We start from the raw sequence: 16,060 nt of genomic DNA, 5'->3' as shown, positions 1-16,060 counted from the left end.
TGGCGGGGCCGTGCCACCCCAATCGGACATTTGCGATGCGAACGGACACGATCAACACGGTCGAGGAAATCAAGCAGGCGTTGGGCCTGCTGAGGAGGTATCTTTGACTGGGATCAGGCACTCAAGCGGCTCGACGAGCTGAACGCAAAGGCCGAGGATCCCAGCCTCTGGAACGACCCCGAGGTCGCCCAGGGCCTGATGCGCGAGCGCCAGTCGCTGGAGGACCAGATCGGTGCCGTGCGCCGTCTCGAGCAGGAACTCACCGACACCGTCGATCTGATCGAGCTCGGCGAAGCCGAGGATGAGGCGACGATCGTCGAGGATGCCGAGAAGCAGCTGAAGACCCTGCAGTCCGAGCTCGCGCGCCGCCAGGTCGAGGCGATGCTGTCGGGTGAGGCCGACGCGAACGACGCCTACCTGGAAGTCCATGCCGGTGCCGGCGGCACCGAAAGCCAGGACTGGGCCAACATGCTGTTGCGCATGTACGTGCGCTGGGCCGAGCGTGCCGGCTACAAGGTCGAGACGCTGGAAGTCCACGACGGCGAAGAGGCCGGCATCAAGTCGGCCACCATCCACGTCAAGGGTCACAATGCCTACGGCTGGCTGAAGACCGAATCCGGCGTGCACCGGCTGGTGCGGATTTCGCCCTTCGACAGCCAGGCCCGCCGCCACACCAGCTTCGCCTCGGTCTGGATCTACCCGGTGATCGACGATTCCATCGAGATCGAGATCAACGAAGCCGATGTGCGCGTCGACACCTACCGCTCCTCCGGCGCCGGTGGCCAGCACGTCAACACCACCGACTCCGCCGTGCGCCTCACCCACGCGCCCTCCGGCATCGTGGTGGCCTGCCAGACCGGCCGCTCGCAGCACCAGAACCGGGCGACCGCCTGGGACATGTTGCGCGCGCGCCTCTATGAGGCCGAGCTGAAGAAGCGCGAGGAAAAGGCCATGGCCGAGGCCGCGTCGAAGTCCGACATCGGCTGGGGCCACCAGATCCGCTCCTACGTCCTGCAGCCCTATCAGCTGGTCAAGGATCTGCGGACCGGTGTGGAGAGCACCGCGCCCTCCGACGTGCTCGACGGCGACCTGAACGCCTTCATGGAAGCCTCGCTCGCCCAGCGCGCCTACGGCGACACCGCCGCGGAAATCGCGGACGTCGAGTAGCGCCTCCTTCGTCCGACCGGATCGGATGGACCGAATCGAAAAGGGCGCCGCAGGGCGCCCTTTTTACGTCCGGATCGTTTCCAGCGGCCGGTAGAAGCCGGGGGTGAGGCCAGCCTGGGACCGCGCGCGGTCGTTGAACGGCGGTTTCAGCGCGCTCCGGAAATGCTTGCGCACCAGGGCGTGGAAGGTGGGCTCCGCCGGCCGGCGTTCGCGGTCGCACAGGAAGCGGAACCACTTGGCGCCGTAGTAGACGTGCTTCTTCTCGTCCTCGTAGATCCGCCGCAAGACGGCGGCGTCGGCCGTGTCGCCGCGCGCTTCGGCCTTCGCGATCATCGAGGGGGTGACGTCGAGGCCGCGGGCCTCGAGGACCAAAGGCACGATGGCGAGCCGCGCGGTCAGGTCGCCGCCGGTCTCCTCGGCCGCCTGCCACAGGCCGTCGTGGGCGGGCAGGTCCCCGTAGCGTGCGCCGAGCTCGGCCAGTCGGTCGCGCAGCAGGCCGAAGTGGATGCTCTCTTCCAGCCCGACCGTCACCCAGTCGTCGAAGAAGGAGCGGGGCACGCGCTCGCCGGCGAAGCGGCCGACGATGTCCCACGCGAGATCGACGGCGTTGAGCTCGATGTGGGCGATCGCATGCAAGAGGGCGATGTGCCCCTTGCGGCTGTCCGACGATCGCCGCGGCATGTCGCGCGGGGCGAGCAGGCGTGGTTCCGCCGGGCGGCCGGGACGTGTGGGGGGCGGCGGGTCGAGCGACGGGAGGCGCAGCGAAATCTCGCGGGCGAACCACAGGGTGGCCGTGCGATGGGACAACGCGATCTTGGCGTCGAGGTCGGCGGTGGCGACGATGGTGCGCGCCGCCGCCGCCAGCGATGCGGGCGGCGGCGGGGTCGTGGACGCGGGCCGGCCGTCGGTCACAGTGCCTCGGCGGCCTCGAGCACGGCTTCCGCGTGGCCCGGCACCTTCACCTTGCGCCAGATGCGGGCGATCTTGCCGTCGGGTCCGATGAGGAACGTTGCCCGCTCCACCCCCATGTACGTCTTGCCGTACATGGATTTCTCCACCCAGACGCCATAGCTTTGACATACCGATTTGTCTTCGTCCGATCCCAGCGCCACGCCGAGATCGTGCTTGTTGCGAAACTTCATATGGCTGGCGACGGAATCGGGTGACACTCCGATGATCTGGATGCCGCGCTTCGCGAATCGCGGCATCAGCTCCGAAAAAGTCACGGCCTCTTTGGTGCAGCCGGGCGTGTCGTCTTTCGGGTAGAAGTAGAGAACGACCGGTTTGCCGGCGAACGAAGACAGCGAAACCGTGCCGGATGCGTCGGTCGGGAGATTGAAATCCGGTGCAGGATCGCCTTCGGAAAGCGTGCTCATCTCGTGGACCTCGTTGTGTCTGGCTGGGGATCGGCCCCGGCCTGCCAATGATGCGTTCTGGGAACGGCCGCGCCACCCCACGCAGGGGTGTTGCCTGCCACGGGGCGCCGGTCAAGGCGCCGCGCCGGTCGCGTCGCCTGGAGCTTGGCTGAAGCGAGCATGAGACAAGGACGCGGGCCGAACCGGCTCTTCCATGCCCATCTCTTCTGTCGCGGGCGTTCTCGCCCGCGCAAGGCCGCTCGCTTGGCCGGGCTGGCGGGCGTGGTTCTGCTGGTCCTCCTGACGGCGCTCGTCATCCGCATCCTCTCCGCGCCCCTCAATATTCCGGTCGCCGACCGCACCGTTCGGACGATCCTCACCAGCCTCGCGGGCAAGAACGGTCGCGTCGAGGTCGGTGGCGTATCGATCGCATGGGCGAAGAACCGCGGCTTCGAGATCCTCGTGCGCGAGGTGGTGCTGCGCGGGCCTGCCGGCACGCTCAGTGCCCCCAGCACCGTTTTCGACGTGTCCACGAAGTCGCTGTTTTCCGGCGAGATCCGAATCCATTCGATCGCGATCGAGAAGCCGAAGCTCAGCGTCAACTATCCGACGGCCGGACCGGACGAGCCGGGAAGCGCGGCGGCTGAACGCGGTCCGCCGCTGCCCGTCGCCTTCCTGCCGGAGCTCGAGCAGCGCCTGGCGCGTCTCTCCACGATCGCGCGCACCTACGGGCTGAACACGTTCCGCATCGACGACGGGGAGATACGCGTCCCCGTGCCCGACGCGCGCCTGCCCGACCGGATCTTCACCGAGATCAACGCCACCCTGCGTCCGGAGGCCGATGGCGACGTCGCGATCGACGTGCGGGGCCGCGCCGAATCCGGCGGCTGGCACTACACCATGAACCGCTCGAGCCATCCCGACGGCTCGCGCCTGGTTGCCGGCGGAACGGGGCTCGGGCTCACCGATCTTCTCAACCTGCCGATCATCAAGTCCGGTTTTGGCCTGTCGCCGGAGCTGGCCGCCTGGTTCTCCACCGACGGCAAGCTGGAGAAGGCACGGTTCCAGATCGGTGTTGACGAGGGGGTGTTCCAGATCGCCCGGGACCCGCCGCGGACGGTCGATCGCCTGCTGATCGCGGCCACCTGGGACGCGGCTGCGGATCTGGTCACCCTCGACCCGATCGAGATCGTCGCCGGCTCGACGCTCCTGACGGGGAAGGGCATCTTCACCCCGCCGAATGACGGCAGCGACACCTGGCAGTACCAGCTCACGGCCGACAATGCCCGGCTAGCCCCCGACGACATCGACGGCCCCCCGCTGGACATCCCCGTCCTCTCCGTATCCGGCACGCTCATCCCGAGTCGCAGCTATCTCACGTTCGACAAGTTCGTCGCGCGCTCGACGTCCGGCGCGATGATGGGCGCGGGTTCCTTCGATTTCGGACCCAGTGGTCCCAACCTTGCCGCCGCGCTCAGCCTGTCGCCGATGTCGGCCGCGACCCTCCTGCGGATGTGGCCGGTGACCCTCGGCTACGAGGCCCGCAAGTGGATCGTGGAGAACGTGCGCAGCGGGCAGATCGAAACCGCGGAGATGGAGTTCTCGCTGCTGCCGCTCGACATGGACGGCGACCCGCAGAGCAACAGCACGATGGACCGCACCATCGACATCGCCATCACCTACCGCGATGCCTCGCTGGTGCTGCCCGGCGAACTGCCGGCGATGACCCGGGCGGCAGGCACGGCGGTGGTGGCCAACCAGCACGTGACGCTCCATGCGAACACCGCTGCACTCGAGCCGCCCGAAGGGGGGCCGATCTCGATCCAGGAATTCTACGCCGACATTCCCTCGGTGATCGCGCAGCCGCCCATCGGCACCATCCGCACCCAGCTTGAGGGGTCCGCCGCCGCGGTGGCGTCGCTGACCAGCCTCGATCCCATCGATGCGCTGAAGCTGCTTGGCGTTGCGCCCGGCGACCTCACCGGCACGATCTCCGCCGGGGTGGACGCGGTCGGACCGCTCGGCGACACCATCCAGCCCGACGCGCTGAAGTGGGCGCTCGAGGCCCAACTCACCGATGTGGCAAGCTCCGTCCCCATCCAGGGCAAGACGGTGAAGGGCGCCACCCTGTCGGTGGTCGCCGACCAGACCCAGGCGACCCTGAAGGGCAAGGCGACCGTCGATGGGGTGAACGCCACCATCGACTACACCGCGGTCTTCTCCGGCGCCGACCAGGGGCAGGCGGGCGACGTGTCGTTCGTCCTCACCGAGGCCGAGCGTAAGAAGCGCGGCTGGGACCTCGGGTCGCTGCTCGGCGGCCCGATCGAGATCAGCGTGGTGGATTCCACCGACGGCAAGCGGCGCGTCGTCGCCGACCTGAAGGATGCGCGGCTGACCGTGCCGGGCTTCGGCTGGACCAAGGGGGCTGGCGTGCCCGCCAAGGCCTCGTTCGAGCTGGTCGAGATCGACAAGACGGTGGAGGTCAACGACCTGAAGGTCACGTCGGACGGCCTGGATGTCGTCGGCGCGGTGCGCATCGAGGACGGCCAGCTGGCCTCCGCGGTGTTCGACCGGTTCGCGCTGCGGCCCGACGACCAGGCGACGCTCAAGGTGCAGCAGGCGGCGAAGGGCGGGTACGACGTCTCGCTCACCGGCCGCTCGCTCGACGGGCGCGGATTCCTGGCCTCGCTGAAGAACCGGGCCGACGGCGACGGCGGTGGCGCCTCGGGCATGAGCGGCCCGCTCAATCTGCGCGTGGCGCTGGACACCGTCCAGGGCAACGGCGGCATCAACCTGACCGACCTCAACGGCACCGTGCGGCTGAACGGCGACAAGCTCGGCTCCCTCGACCTGACGGCATCGAGCAACGGGGGCCGCTCAAAGGACATCGCGGCGACGCTCGCCCCCCGCAAGGGCGGCAGCAGGGTGCTCTCGGTGGCGACCGGCGACACCGGCCGGGTCCTGAAGTTCCTCGGCATCTATCAGCGTCTGGTGGGCGGCGAGGGCAGTCTGGACGCGACGCTGCACAATGACGGGCCGACCACCGGTGTCATCAACGTGAAACGGTTCGAGGTCTCCGGCGATCCCGCCGTCGCCGACCTCATCAACAAGACGGTCAGCGGCAACGGGCGGTCAAACTCCGATCCGCGTCCGCTGGCGTTCCAGCGGCCGGAGGCGGCGCGCACCACCGGCGGCTTCGACGACCTCGTGGTGCCGTTCCGCGAGAGCGGCGGCCGGGTCGAGATCACCGACGCGGTCCTGAAGGGCCCATCGATCGGCGGCACCGCCGGCGGCGTGCTCGACCTGGAGAACGACCGCATGCAGATCAGCGGCACGGTCATCCCCGCCTACGCCATCAACAACCTGTTCGGGCGGGTGCCGGTGCTCGGCGAGATCCTCGGCGGCGGCAAGGACGGCGGCCTGTTTGGCGTCACCTTCCGCCTGGACGGCCCGCTGAAGAGCCCGTCCTTCTCGTTCAACCCGGTGTCTGCGGTGACGCCGGGCATCTTCCGCCGGATCTTCGAGCAGCAGGACGCCGACGGCGTGCCCGCCTTCGATCGGCCGGTGACCGGCGACGGCCGCAACAACCGCTACTGAGGCCTCCGGGACGCTACGGATGGCTCCCGGCTGGGCCGGGGCGACACAGCTCCAGAGCCAGTGTCATCCCGTCAGGAAGGGATGCCCCTCTCACTCCGCCTTCAGCAGCACGTGCTTCTTGCGGCCGAGCGATAGCTTGATGACGCCGTCGCCGGTGAGGTCGCCGGCGCCGAGTTCGCGACGCTCGTCGTCGACCACCTGGTCGTTGACCCGGGCGCCGCCACCCTTCACCAGCCGGCGAGCCTCGCCGTTGCTGGCCGCCAGGCCGGCGCGGCGGAAGGCCTCCAGCACGCCGATGCCGGCTTCCAGCTCGCCCATCGCCACCGCCACCGTCGGCAGGTCGTCGGCCAGCGTGCCGGCCTCGAAGGTCTGGCGGGCCGTCTCGGCTGCCTTGTCGGCGGCGTCGCGGTCATGGACGATGGCGGTCGCCTCGGTCGCCAGGATCTTCTTCGCCTCGTTGATCTCCGCGCCGCCGAGCGCTTCCAGGCGGGCGATCTCGTCGAGCGGCAGGCGCGTGAAGATCTTTAGGAAGCGCCCGACGTCGGCGTCCTCGGTGTTGCGCCAGTACTGCCAGAAGTCGTAGGCGCTGAAGACGTCCTCGTTCAGCCACACGGCGCCGTTGGCGGTCTTGCCCATCTTGGCGCCCGACGAGGTGGTGAGCAGCGGCGTCGTCAGCGCGTAGAGCTGCGGCGTGCCCATCCGGTGGCCCAGATCGACGCCGTTGATGATGTTGCCCCACTGGTCCGAGCCGCCCATCTGCAGCCGGCAGCCGTAGCGCTTGTTCAGCTCGACGAAGTCGTAGCCCTGCATGATCATGTAGTTGAATTCGAGGAACGACAGCGACTGCTCGCGGTCGAGGCGGATCTTCACGCTGTCGAACGACAGCATCCGGTTGACCGAGAAGTGCCGGCCGACGTCGCGCAGGAACTCCACGTAGTTCAGCTTCATCAGCCAGTCGGCGTTGTTGACCATCAGCGCGTCCGACGGCCCCTCGCCGAAGCGCAGGATGCGCGAGAAGATCCGCTTGATGCTGGCGATGTTGGTGTCGATGGCCTCCGGCGTCAGCAGCCCGCGCTGCTCGTCGCGGAACGACGGATCGCCGACCATCGAGGTGCCGCCGCCCATCAGCGCGATCGGCCGGTGCCCGGTCTCCTGCATCCAGTAGAGCATCGTCGCGGAGATCAGGTTGCCGATGTGCAGGCTGGTCGCGGTGGCGTCATAGCCGACGTAGGCGGTTACCGTCTCGGTGCGGAACAGGTCATCGAGGCCGCTCTCGTCGGAGACCTGATGAATGAAGCCGCGCTGGGAGAGCGTCGCCAGAAAGTCTGACTTGAAGCCGGTCATGGAACGAGGATCCTGTGGTATCGGTCGGGGCCGGACCGCCCCTTTGGCCTCGCGGTTTACCAGCCTTGCCGACAAATTCCAGATGCGGAGTGGAGATTGAGTGTCGAAATGAGCGACGGTCGGGTGATGCGCGCCGTCGGGCTGATGAGCGGCACGTCCATGGATGGTGTCGATCTGGCGCTGGTGGAGACCGACGGTGAGGCCTCCGTGGTGCTCGGGCCGACCGAATTCACACCCTATCCGGTGGCGCTTCGACAGCTTCTGAAGCGCGCCAACGAGGTGGCTCTCGGCCTCGACGACCGCACGGCGCGGCCGGCGCCGCTCGCCGAGGCGGAGGCCTGGGTCACCCGCGCCCAGACCGAGGCGGTGGCGGCCTTCGTCGCTGGTCTCGACCGCGTGCCGGACGTCGTCGGCTTCCACGGCCAGACGGTGATGCACGCGCCCGAGCGTGGCATGACCATCCAGCTCGGCGAAGGGGCGGCGATGGCCCGCGGGCTGGGCATTCCGGTGGTCTACGATCTGCGCGCCGCGGACGTGGCGGCCGGCGGCGAGGGCGCTCCGCTGGTTCCGGTCTTTCACCGTGCGCTGGTGCTGCAGGCGGGCTTGCCGCTCCCCGCCGCCGTCCTCAACATCGGCGGTGTCGCCAATGTCACCTGTGTCGGCCCCGGCGGCGATATCGTCGCCTTCGACACGGGTCCCGGCAACGCGCTGCTGGACGACCTGATGGAGGCGCGGCACGGGGAACTGATGGACGAGGGCGGCGCGCGGGCGGCGGCGGGCAAAATCGACGAGGCGGTGGTGCGTGCCTATCTCGACGATTCCTACTTCGACCGGCCGGCACCGAAGTCCCTTGACCGCAGCCACTTCGACCGCACGCTCGTCGACCATCTGTCGACCGAGGACGCGGCCGCCACGCTGGTGGCGGTGACGGCGGGCGCGGTGGCGCGGGGACTGGCGATGCTGGAGGTGGCGCCGAAGAGCCTGATCATCGGCGGCGGCGGCGCGCGCAATCCGGTCCTGATGGCGGCGCTGGAGCAGGCGACCGGCCTGGTGCCGCAAAGTGCCGACGCGTTCGGCTGGTCGGCGGCGTTCCTGGAAGCGCAGGCGTTCGGCTATCTCGCCGTGCGGGCGCTGAACCGTCTGCCGATCACCTTTCCGAAGACCACCGGCGTGCCGGCGCCGATCACGGGCGGCGTGCTCGCCCGCCCGTGATCGCGAGGACTTAACGCGAAGGCGCTTACATGTGGCCTTCGTCGGTCAGCCGCTTGTCCAGATAGCCGCTGCAGTGGTCCATCAGGATGTCGATCTTGTCTTCGAAGAAGTGGTTCGCGCCCGGCACGATCTGCTGATCGATGACGATGCCCTTCTGGGTCTTCAGCTTGTCGACCAGCGTCTGGGTGTCCTTCATCGGCACCACCTTGTCGGCGTCGCCGTGAATGATCAGGCCGGACGACGGGCAGGGCGCCAGGAACGAGAAGTCGTAGAGGTTCGGCTGCGGGGCCACCGAGATGAAGCCCTCGACCTCCGGGCGGCGCATCAGGAGCTGCATGCCGATCCAGGCGCCGAACGAGAAGCCGGCGATCCAGCATGCGCGGGCATCCGGATGGATGGTCTGCACCCAGTCGAGGGCGGCGGCGGCATCGGACAGCTCGCCCGAGCCGTGGTCGAAGGCGCCCTGGCTGCGGCCGACGCCGCGGAAATTGAACCGCAGCACGGCAAACCCGCGCTTCTGGAACATGTAGAAGAGGTTGTAGACGATCTGGTTGTTCATCGTCCCGCCGAACTGCGAGTGCGGATGAAGCACGATCCCGATCGGCGCGTTGCGGTTTTTACCAGGCTGGAAGCGGCCCTCGAGGCGGCCAGCCGGGCCTGCGAAGATCACTTCGGGCATCGGATCGAATCCTTTAGGAGACTGTTGCGGGGGAAGGCCGGCACCGGGGTCGTCGCAAGACATGAAAATCTTGACGGCAAGGGTCACCTTCCTACACTAAGATAATCTGGAACCGTTCGAAACCGATAGCGCGCCGCGCGGAACGCACCGCGTGGTATTCGGATGGCGACGGAGTGGGCGGGTTATCCACAGCCAGGCCGCCCATTGCAAGATTTTTCCGGAATCGATCGGGGTTGAGATGGCGACGACGGCGAAGAGCCGGGTCTTCTTCGACTGGAACGCGGGCGCGCCGTTGACGGCAGCCGCGCGCGACGCGGTCGTCGACGCCCTGTCGCTCGTCGGCAACCCGTCGTCGATCCACACCGAGGGTCGGGCCGCGCGCCGGCTGATCGAAACGGCGCGCGCTTCCGTCGCGGCGCTGTGCGACGTCGCGCCGGCCGCGGTCACCTTCACCAGCGGCGGCACCGAGGCCAACCAGACCGCGCTGTCACCCCTCATGGAGGTCGATGGCCGGCCGGTCCGTTTCACGCGCCTGCTGGTGTCGGCGGTGGAGCATCCCTCGGTGATGGCCGGCGGCCGGTTTTCCGCCGACGCGGCCTCCGTCGTGCCCGTCGATGCCGACGGGGTGATCGATCTCATCGCGCTGGAGCGGATGCTCGGCGAGGGCGAGGGCCCGATGCTGGTCTCCCTCATGGCGGCCAACAACGAGACCGGCGTGATCCAGCCTGTGGCCGAGGCCGCCCGCATCGTGCGCGCCGCCGGTGGCCTGCTGCATGTCGACGCGGTCCAGGCGGCCGGGCGGCTGCCGCTGTCGCTGGACGCGCTCGGCGCCGACGTCCTCACGCTGTCGGCCCACAAGATCGGTGGTCCGCGCGGGGCCGGCGCCGTCGTGCGGCGTCCCGGCCTCGCCATCGCGCCGCTCATCACCGGCGGCGGTCAGGAAGGCCGGTCGCGTGCCGGCACGGAGAATCCGCCGGCCATTGCCGGTTTCGGGGCCGCGGCGCGCGGGGCGATCGACGATCTCGCCTCACAATCGCGCGTTTCGGCCCAAAGGGACTGGTTTGAGCGGTCGCTCATGCTTATCTCCCCCGGTGTGACGGTTTTCGGCGCGAATGTCGCCCGGCTGCCCAACACGTCGGCCTTCTCGGTGCTCGGAGTGAGCGCGGAGACGGCCGTGATCGCGCTTGATCTTGCCGGCGTTGCCGTGTCCTCCGGATCGGCTTGTTCGTCGGGCAAGGTCTCCGCCTCCCATGTCCTCGGCGCCATGGGCGTGCCGGCCGAGACAGCGGCGGGCGCGATCCGGGTCAGCTTGGGCCCTTCGACCTCCGATCCGGAGATCGAGCGGCTCCTTTCCGCGTGGCAGACCGTCAGCCACCGTTTCGCGCGGCGTCCGGAAAATCCGGCGTCGCATTCAGATCGTCTTCGACAACCAGCGGGCCTTGAACCCGCCATGGATGGAGAGACCGATGCCAGCAGTGCAAGAAACGATCGACCAGGTTCAGTCGATCGACCTGGACAAGTACAAGTACGGCTTCATCACGGACATCGAGTCCGACAAGGCGCCTAAGGGCCTTGATGAAAGCACCATCGCCTTCATCTCCCAGAAGAAGGGAGAGCCGGAGTGGATGCTGCAGTGGCGCCTGGAGGCCTACAAGCGTTGGCTGACGCTTGAAGAGCCGACCTGGGCGCGGGTGCACTACCCGAAGATCGACTTCCAGGACCTTTATTATTATTCCGCGCCCTCCACGGCGGCGGGGCCGAAGAGCCTGGACGAGGTCGATCCGGAGCTGTTGCGCACCTACGAGAAGCTCGGCATTCCGCTCAAGGAGCAGGAGATTCTCGCCGGCGTCCGCAAGCAGGGCGAGGCCAGCACCCTCGACGAGGACGGCCTCAGCGCGCCGTCGGGCCGCGTCGCCGTCGACGCGGTGTTCGATTCCGTGTCGGTGGTGACGACCTTCAAGAAGGAGCTCGCCAAGGCGGGCGTCATCTTCTGCTCGATCTCGGAGGCCGTCCGCGAGCACCCGGATCTGGTCCGCCAGTATCTCGGCACCGTGGTGCCGGTCAGCGACAACTTCTATGCGACGATGAACTCGGCGGTCTTCACCGACGGCTCCTTCGTCTACGTGCCGCCGGGCGTGCGCTGCCCGATGGAGCTGTCGACCTATTTCCGCATCAACGAGCAGAACACCGGCCAGTTCGAGCGGACGCTGATCATCGCCGACAAGGGCTCCTACGTGTCCTACCTGGAAGGCTGCACGGCCCCCCAGCGCGACGAGAACCAGCTGCATGCCGCCGTGGTCGAGCTGATCGCCCTCGACGACGCCGAGATCAAGTACTCGACGGTGCAGAACTGGTACCCGGGCGACATGGACGGCAAGGGCGGGATCTACAACTTCGTGACCAAGCGCGGCGACTGCCGCGGCGCGAACTCGAAGATCTCGTGGACCCAGGTGGAGACCGGCTCGGCCATCACCTGGAAGTACCCGAGCTGCATTCTGCGTGGCGACAATTCGCGTGGCGAGTTCTACTCGATCGCCATCTCGAACGGGCACCAGCAGATCGATTCCGGCACCAAGATGATCCATCTCGGCCGGAACACGTCGAGCCGCATCATCTCCAAGGGCATCGCCGCCGGCAAATCCGAGAACACCTACCGCGGTCTCGTCCAGGCCCACCGGCGGGCCACCAACGCGCGCAATTTCACCCAGTGCGACTCGCTGCTGATCGGCGACCAGTGCGGCGCGCATACGGTGCCCTACATCGAGGCGAAGACCCCCTCGGCGCAGTTCGAGCACGAGGCCACCACCTCGAAGATCTCCGACGACCAGCTGTTCTACTGCCGCTCGCGCGGCATCGGGGCGGAGGAAGCGGTCGCGCTGATCGTCAACGGCTTCGTCAAGGACGTGATCCAGCAGCTTCCGATGGAGTTCGCCGTGGAGGCGCAGAAACTCATCGGGGTCAGCCTGGAAGGGTCCGTGGGCTGATCCCAGCATGGACGCGCACTTCTGGTTCAGGCCGAAGACGCGGGGATACGGCGCCGTGCCTGTCGACTGGCGGGGATGGGCGGCCATCGGGATCTACCTGGCTGTCCTGTTCGTCGCCACGCTCGGCTTCATCGCTGCCTTGACGGAAGCCAACACCGGCCCGGCGGTCGCCGCCACGGCCATCTACCTCGGCTTCGTGGTCATCTGGACCCTTGGCTTCCTGGGACTTGCCCGCGCCAGAACCGACGGAGACTGGGCCTGGCGCCCGAACGAACATGAAACCGGCCCGGCGCCGCTCCGCGACAGAACGCGCGAGCCGGCCGACGGTCCCGACGCAACAGACGGACATTGAGACGATGACGAACATGCTCGAGATCAAGAACCTGCACGTGAGGGTCGAGGACCGCGAGATCCTGAAGGGGATCGACCTGGACATCGGCGCCGGCCAGGTGCACGCCATCATGGGCCCGAACGGCTCCGGCAAGTCGACGCTCTCCCACGTGCTGGCGGGGCGCGAAAACTACGAGATCACCGAGGGCACGGTCCGCTTCAACGGCGTCGACCTGCTGGAGATGGAACCGGAGGAGCGCGCCGCGGCCGGCGTGTTCCTGGCTTTCCAGTACCCGATCGAGGTTCCGGGCGTCGCCAACATGACGTTCCTGAAGACCGCGCTGAACTCCCAGCGCAAGGAGCGCGGCGAGCCGAACCTGTCGACGCCGGACTTCATGAAGCGGGTGAAGGCGGCGGCCGACAAGCTCGCCATCAGCCAGGAGATGCTGCGCCGGCCCGTCAACGTCGGCTTCTCCGGCGGCGAGAAGAAGCGCAACGAGATCCTCCAGATGGCGGTGCTCGATCCGAAGCTGGCCGTCCTCGACGAGACCGACTCCGGCCTCGACATCGACGCCCTGAAGATCGTCGCCGACGGCGTCAACGCGCTGCGCTCGCCCGAGCGCTCGTTCATCGTCATCACCCACTACCAGCGGCTTCTTGAGCACATCGTGCCTGACGTGGTGCACGTGCTCGCCGGTGGCCGCATCGTGAAGACCGGCGGCAAGGAGCTGGCGCTCGAGCTCGAAGCGCGCGGCTACGCCGACTATGTCGAGGCCGCGTGAGGGAGGCTGACATGGCACAGACCCCCGAGATCAAGCGCACCCCGGCCGAGACGGCGCTCGCCGAGTGGTTCGCCGCCGGCGAGGGCGAGCGGGCCGGCGAGGGCCCGGTCGGCGACATGCGCGCCGAGGCGTTCGGCCGCTTCAGCGGCCAGGGCCTGCCGCACCGCCGCATCGAGGCCTACAAGTACACCGACCTGCGCGCGACGCTGCGGACGCTGCCGACCGCCGCCGGTCCGGCAGCGCCCGAGGCGGCCGCTGCCGCGCTTGGCGCCGTGCCCGCCCTGGAAGGCGGCTTCGCGCCGGCGCGCATCGCCATCGTCAACGGCCGCTTCGAGCGGGGCCTGTCCGACCTCGACGGTCTCGACGGCGCGGTCACCGTGCAGGGCTTCTCCGAGCTGTTCGCCGACGGCGATCCGATCCTGTCGAAGCTCGGCGCACTCGCCGCCGACGTCGACGATCCGATGCTGGCGCTCAACACGGCGCTGTTCGACGGCGGCGTGGTGATCACGGTCGCGGCCGGTGCCACCGTGGCGCGGCCGGTCGAGATCCTCCACGTCATCGCCGGCGAGACCGCGCTCACCACCATGCCGCGCCACGCGGTCTTCGTGGGCGAGGGCGCCTCCGTGCGCATCCTGGAGCGCCACGAGGCGGTCGGGCCGGTGGCGCACACCACCAACGCGGCGATCGAGCTGGACGTGGCCCCCAAGGCCTCGGTGGTCTGGGCGAAGCTGCAGGCCGAGCCGCTGGCCGCCACCCACATCGGCACGATGACCACCGCGATCGGCGCCGACGCCCGCATCGCCCACCTGACGGTGACGCTGGGCGCGAGGCTTGCCCGATCGCAGGTGTTCGCCCGCATCGACGGCGAGAACGTCGAGGCCTCGTTCGACGCCTCCACCTTCGTGCGCGGCGAGCAGCACGCCGACAACACCCTCGTGATCGACCACAAGGTGCCGAACGGCGTCAGCCAGGAGCGTTTCCGCACCGTCGTCGACGACACCGCGCAGGCAATCGTCCAGGGCCGCATCAACGTCTGGAAATACGCCCAGAAGACCGATGCGCGGATGATGTCCAACGCGCTCCTCCTCAGCGAGGGCTCGGAGGTGGTGAACAAGCCGGAACTCGAGATCTACGCCGACGACGTCCAGTGCGCCCACGGCGCGACGTCCGGTCAGATCGACGAGGAGGCGCTGTTCTACCTGCGCTCGCGCGGCATCCCGCGGCGTCTCGCCGAGCGGCTGCTGATCGAATCGTTCCTGATGGGCACGATCGAGACGCTCGGCGACGCGGAGTTCACCGAGATCCTGTCGGCGCGCATGCGTGCCGCCCTGGCGACGGGATGAGGAAGCCATGAGCGACGCCCTCGACATCGCCGGCCAGGCGGCCGCCCCCTACGACGTGGAGGCGGTGCGCCGGGATTTCCCGATCCTGTCGCGGACCATCCACGGCAAGCCGCTCGTCTACCTGGACAACGGCGCCTCGGCCCAGAAGCCGACCGCCGTGCTGGACCGCATCCAGCGCGCCTACGCGGAAGACTACGCCAACGTCCATCGCGGCCTGCACACCCTCGCCAACGCCTCGACCGAGGCCTACGAGGGCGCCCGCGCCATCGTCACCGCGTTCCTGAACGCGCCGTCGAGCGAGGAGGTGATCTTCACCCGCTCGACCACCGAGGCGATCAACCTGGTCGCCTCCAGCTTCGGCGGCATGGTGCTTGGCGAAGGCGACGAGGTGGTGCTCTCCATCATGGAGCACCACTCCAACATCGTTCCGTGGCACTTCCACCGCGAGCGCAACGGCGTGGTGCTGAAGTGGGTGGACGTGCGCGATGACGGGTCGTTCGACCTGGAAGCCTTCGAGCGCGCGCTCACCGACCGCACGAAGATCGTCGCCATCACGCACATGTCGAACGTGCTGGGCACCGTCGTGCCCATCAAGCAGGTGGTGGAGATCGCCCACGCGCGCGGCATCCCGGTGCTGGTCGACGGCAGCCAGGCCGCCGTCCACATGCCGGTCGACGTGCAGGACCTCGGCTGCGACTTCTACGTGATGACCGGCCACAAGCTCTACGGGCCGACCGGCATCGGCGTGCTCTACGCCAAGCGCGAGCACCTGGAAGCCATGCCGCCCTACATGGGCGGCGGCGAGATGATCGGCAGCGTGTCGCGCGACACGATCACCTACGGCGACCTGCCCAACAAGTTCGAGGCGGGCACGCCGCCGATCGTCCAGGCGATCGGGCTCGGTGCCGCGCTGGAGTACATGCAGGCGCTGGGCCGCGACCGCATCGCCGCCCATGAGCGCGCGCTGACGGCCTACGCCCAAGAGCGCCTGCAGGGCATGAACATGATCCGGCTCTACGGCAACGCCGCCGACAAGGGCGCGATCTTCTCGTTCGACATGGACGGCGCCCACGCCCACGACGTGGCCACCATCCTCGACCGGGAGGGCATCGCGGTCCGCGCCGGCACCCATTGCGCCGAGCCGCTGCTCGCGCAATTCGGCGTCACCGCCACGTGCCGGGCATCATTCGGGCTCTACAATACGCTCGAGGAAGTCGACCGCCTTGCGGACGGCATCGAGAAAGCCCATAGATTCTTTGTGTGAGGA

The 16,060-nt window shown here is 68.3% G+C and carries 13 protein-coding genes; 9 read left to right on the top strand and 4 right to left on the bottom strand.

Annotated elements, in window-relative coordinates:
- The first annotated feature begins 35 nt into the window (after window positions 1-35).
- Window positions 36-1,167 (top strand): peptide chain release factor 2 gene (prfB, locus tag AB7M35_RS06350; protein WP_453958147.1). Its coding sequence is split into 2 segments (ribosomal slippage): window positions 36-104 and window positions 106-1,167, totalling 1,131 coding nucleotides; the frame shifts between segments, so codons are not numbered across the junction.
- A 63-nt stretch (window positions 1,168-1,230) separates the two neighbouring features.
- On the opposite strand, the gene AB7M35_RS06345 is transcribed toward prfB, so the two are convergent.
- Both AB7M35_RS06345 and bcp read right to left on the bottom strand, forming a co-directional pair.
- Window positions 1,231-2,079 (bottom strand): ferritin-like domain-containing protein, encoded by an 849-nt coding sequence (locus AB7M35_RS06345; RefSeq protein WP_453958146.1) that lies wholly within the window; start codon window positions 2,077-2,079, stop codon window positions 1,231-1,233.
- Entirely contained in the window at window positions 2,076-2,543 is a 468-nt protein-coding gene (gene bcp, locus AB7M35_RS06340; protein WP_453958144.1) for a thioredoxin-dependent thiol peroxidase, read from the bottom strand. The genes AB7M35_RS06345 and bcp overlap by 4 nt, the downstream gene beginning before the upstream one ends.
- A gap of 243 nt (window positions 2,544-2,786) precedes the next feature.
- Here bcp and AB7M35_RS06335 point away from each other — a divergent pair, with 243 nt between their 5' ends.
- A complete protein-coding gene (locus AB7M35_RS06335; protein ID WP_453958142.1) occupies window positions 2,787-6,119 on the top strand; it encodes a hypothetical protein in 3,333 nt (1,110 codons plus the stop codon).
- Between the two features lie 90 nt (window positions 6,120-6,209).
- Here the strand turns inward: AB7M35_RS06335 and tyrS are convergent, their stop codons facing one another.
- The gene (gene tyrS, locus AB7M35_RS06330) at window positions 6,210-7,463 is read right to left on the bottom strand and encodes a tyrosine--tRNA ligase (protein WP_453958141.1); all 1,254 of its coding nucleotides are present in this window, start codon (window positions 7,461-7,463) and stop codon (window positions 6,210-6,212) included.
- Window positions 7,464-7,571: 108 nt separating this feature from the next.
- On the opposite strand from tyrS, the gene AB7M35_RS06325 reads away from it, so the two are divergent.
- The gene (locus AB7M35_RS06325) at window positions 7,572-8,675 is read left to right on the top strand and encodes an anhydro-N-acetylmuramic acid kinase (RefSeq protein ID WP_453958139.1); all 1,104 of its coding nucleotides are present in this window, start codon (window positions 7,572-7,574) and stop codon (window positions 8,673-8,675) included.
- A 25-nt stretch (window positions 8,676-8,700) separates the two neighbouring features.
- Here the strand turns inward: AB7M35_RS06325 and AB7M35_RS06320 are convergent, their stop codons facing one another.
- Window positions 8,701-9,354 (bottom strand): alpha/beta hydrolase, encoded by a 654-nt coding sequence (locus AB7M35_RS06320; protein ID WP_453958138.1) that lies wholly within the window; start codon window positions 9,352-9,354, stop codon window positions 8,701-8,703.
- Between the two features lie 238 nt (window positions 9,355-9,592).
- Here AB7M35_RS06320 and AB7M35_RS06315 point away from each other — a divergent pair, with 238 nt between their 5' ends.
- Genes AB7M35_RS06315 through AB7M35_RS06290 form a run of 6 tightly spaced genes read left to right on the top strand, consistent with a single transcriptional unit; the run spans window position 9,593 to window position 16,057 of the window.
- Window positions 9,593-10,921 (top strand): cysteine desulfurase family protein, encoded by a 1,329-nt coding sequence (locus AB7M35_RS06315; RefSeq protein WP_453958136.1) that lies wholly within the window; start codon window positions 9,593-9,595, stop codon window positions 10,919-10,921.
- Window positions 10,821-12,338: a Fe-S cluster assembly protein SufB gene (sufB, locus tag AB7M35_RS06310; RefSeq protein ID WP_453958134.1), complete on the top strand. Its 1,518-nt coding sequence runs from the start codon at window positions 10,821-10,823 to the stop codon at window positions 12,336-12,338. The genes AB7M35_RS06315 and sufB overlap by 101 nt, the downstream gene beginning before the upstream one ends.
- Window positions 12,339-12,345: 7 nt before the next feature.
- Window positions 12,346-12,690, top strand: coding sequence for a hypothetical protein (locus AB7M35_RS06305; protein WP_453958133.1), 345 nt, complete (start codon window positions 12,346-12,348; stop codon window positions 12,688-12,690).
- 13 nt (window positions 12,691-12,703) lie between these two features.
- The gene (gene sufC / locus AB7M35_RS06300) at window positions 12,704-13,450 is read left to right on the top strand and encodes a Fe-S cluster assembly ATPase SufC (protein ID WP_453960633.1); all 747 of its coding nucleotides are present in this window, start codon (window positions 12,704-12,706) and stop codon (window positions 13,448-13,450) included.
- Between the two features lie 11 nt (window positions 13,451-13,461).
- Window positions 13,462-14,793: a Fe-S cluster assembly protein SufD gene (gene sufD, locus AB7M35_RS06295; protein ID WP_453958131.1), complete on the top strand. Its 1,332-nt coding sequence runs from the start codon at window positions 13,462-13,464 to the stop codon at window positions 14,791-14,793.
- 7 nt (window positions 14,794-14,800) lie between these two features.
- The gene (locus AB7M35_RS06290; protein WP_453958130.1) at window positions 14,801-16,057 is read left to right on the top strand and encodes a cysteine desulfurase; all 1,257 of its coding nucleotides are present in this window, start codon (window positions 14,801-14,803) and stop codon (window positions 16,055-16,057) included.
- The last annotated feature ends 3 nt before the right edge of the window (window positions 16,058-16,060 follow it).

It is taken from the genome of Amorphus suaedae, assembly GCF_053629675.1.
Note: the sequence above shows the minus strand (reverse complement) of the source record. Positions and strands in the feature narration are given on the sequence as shown.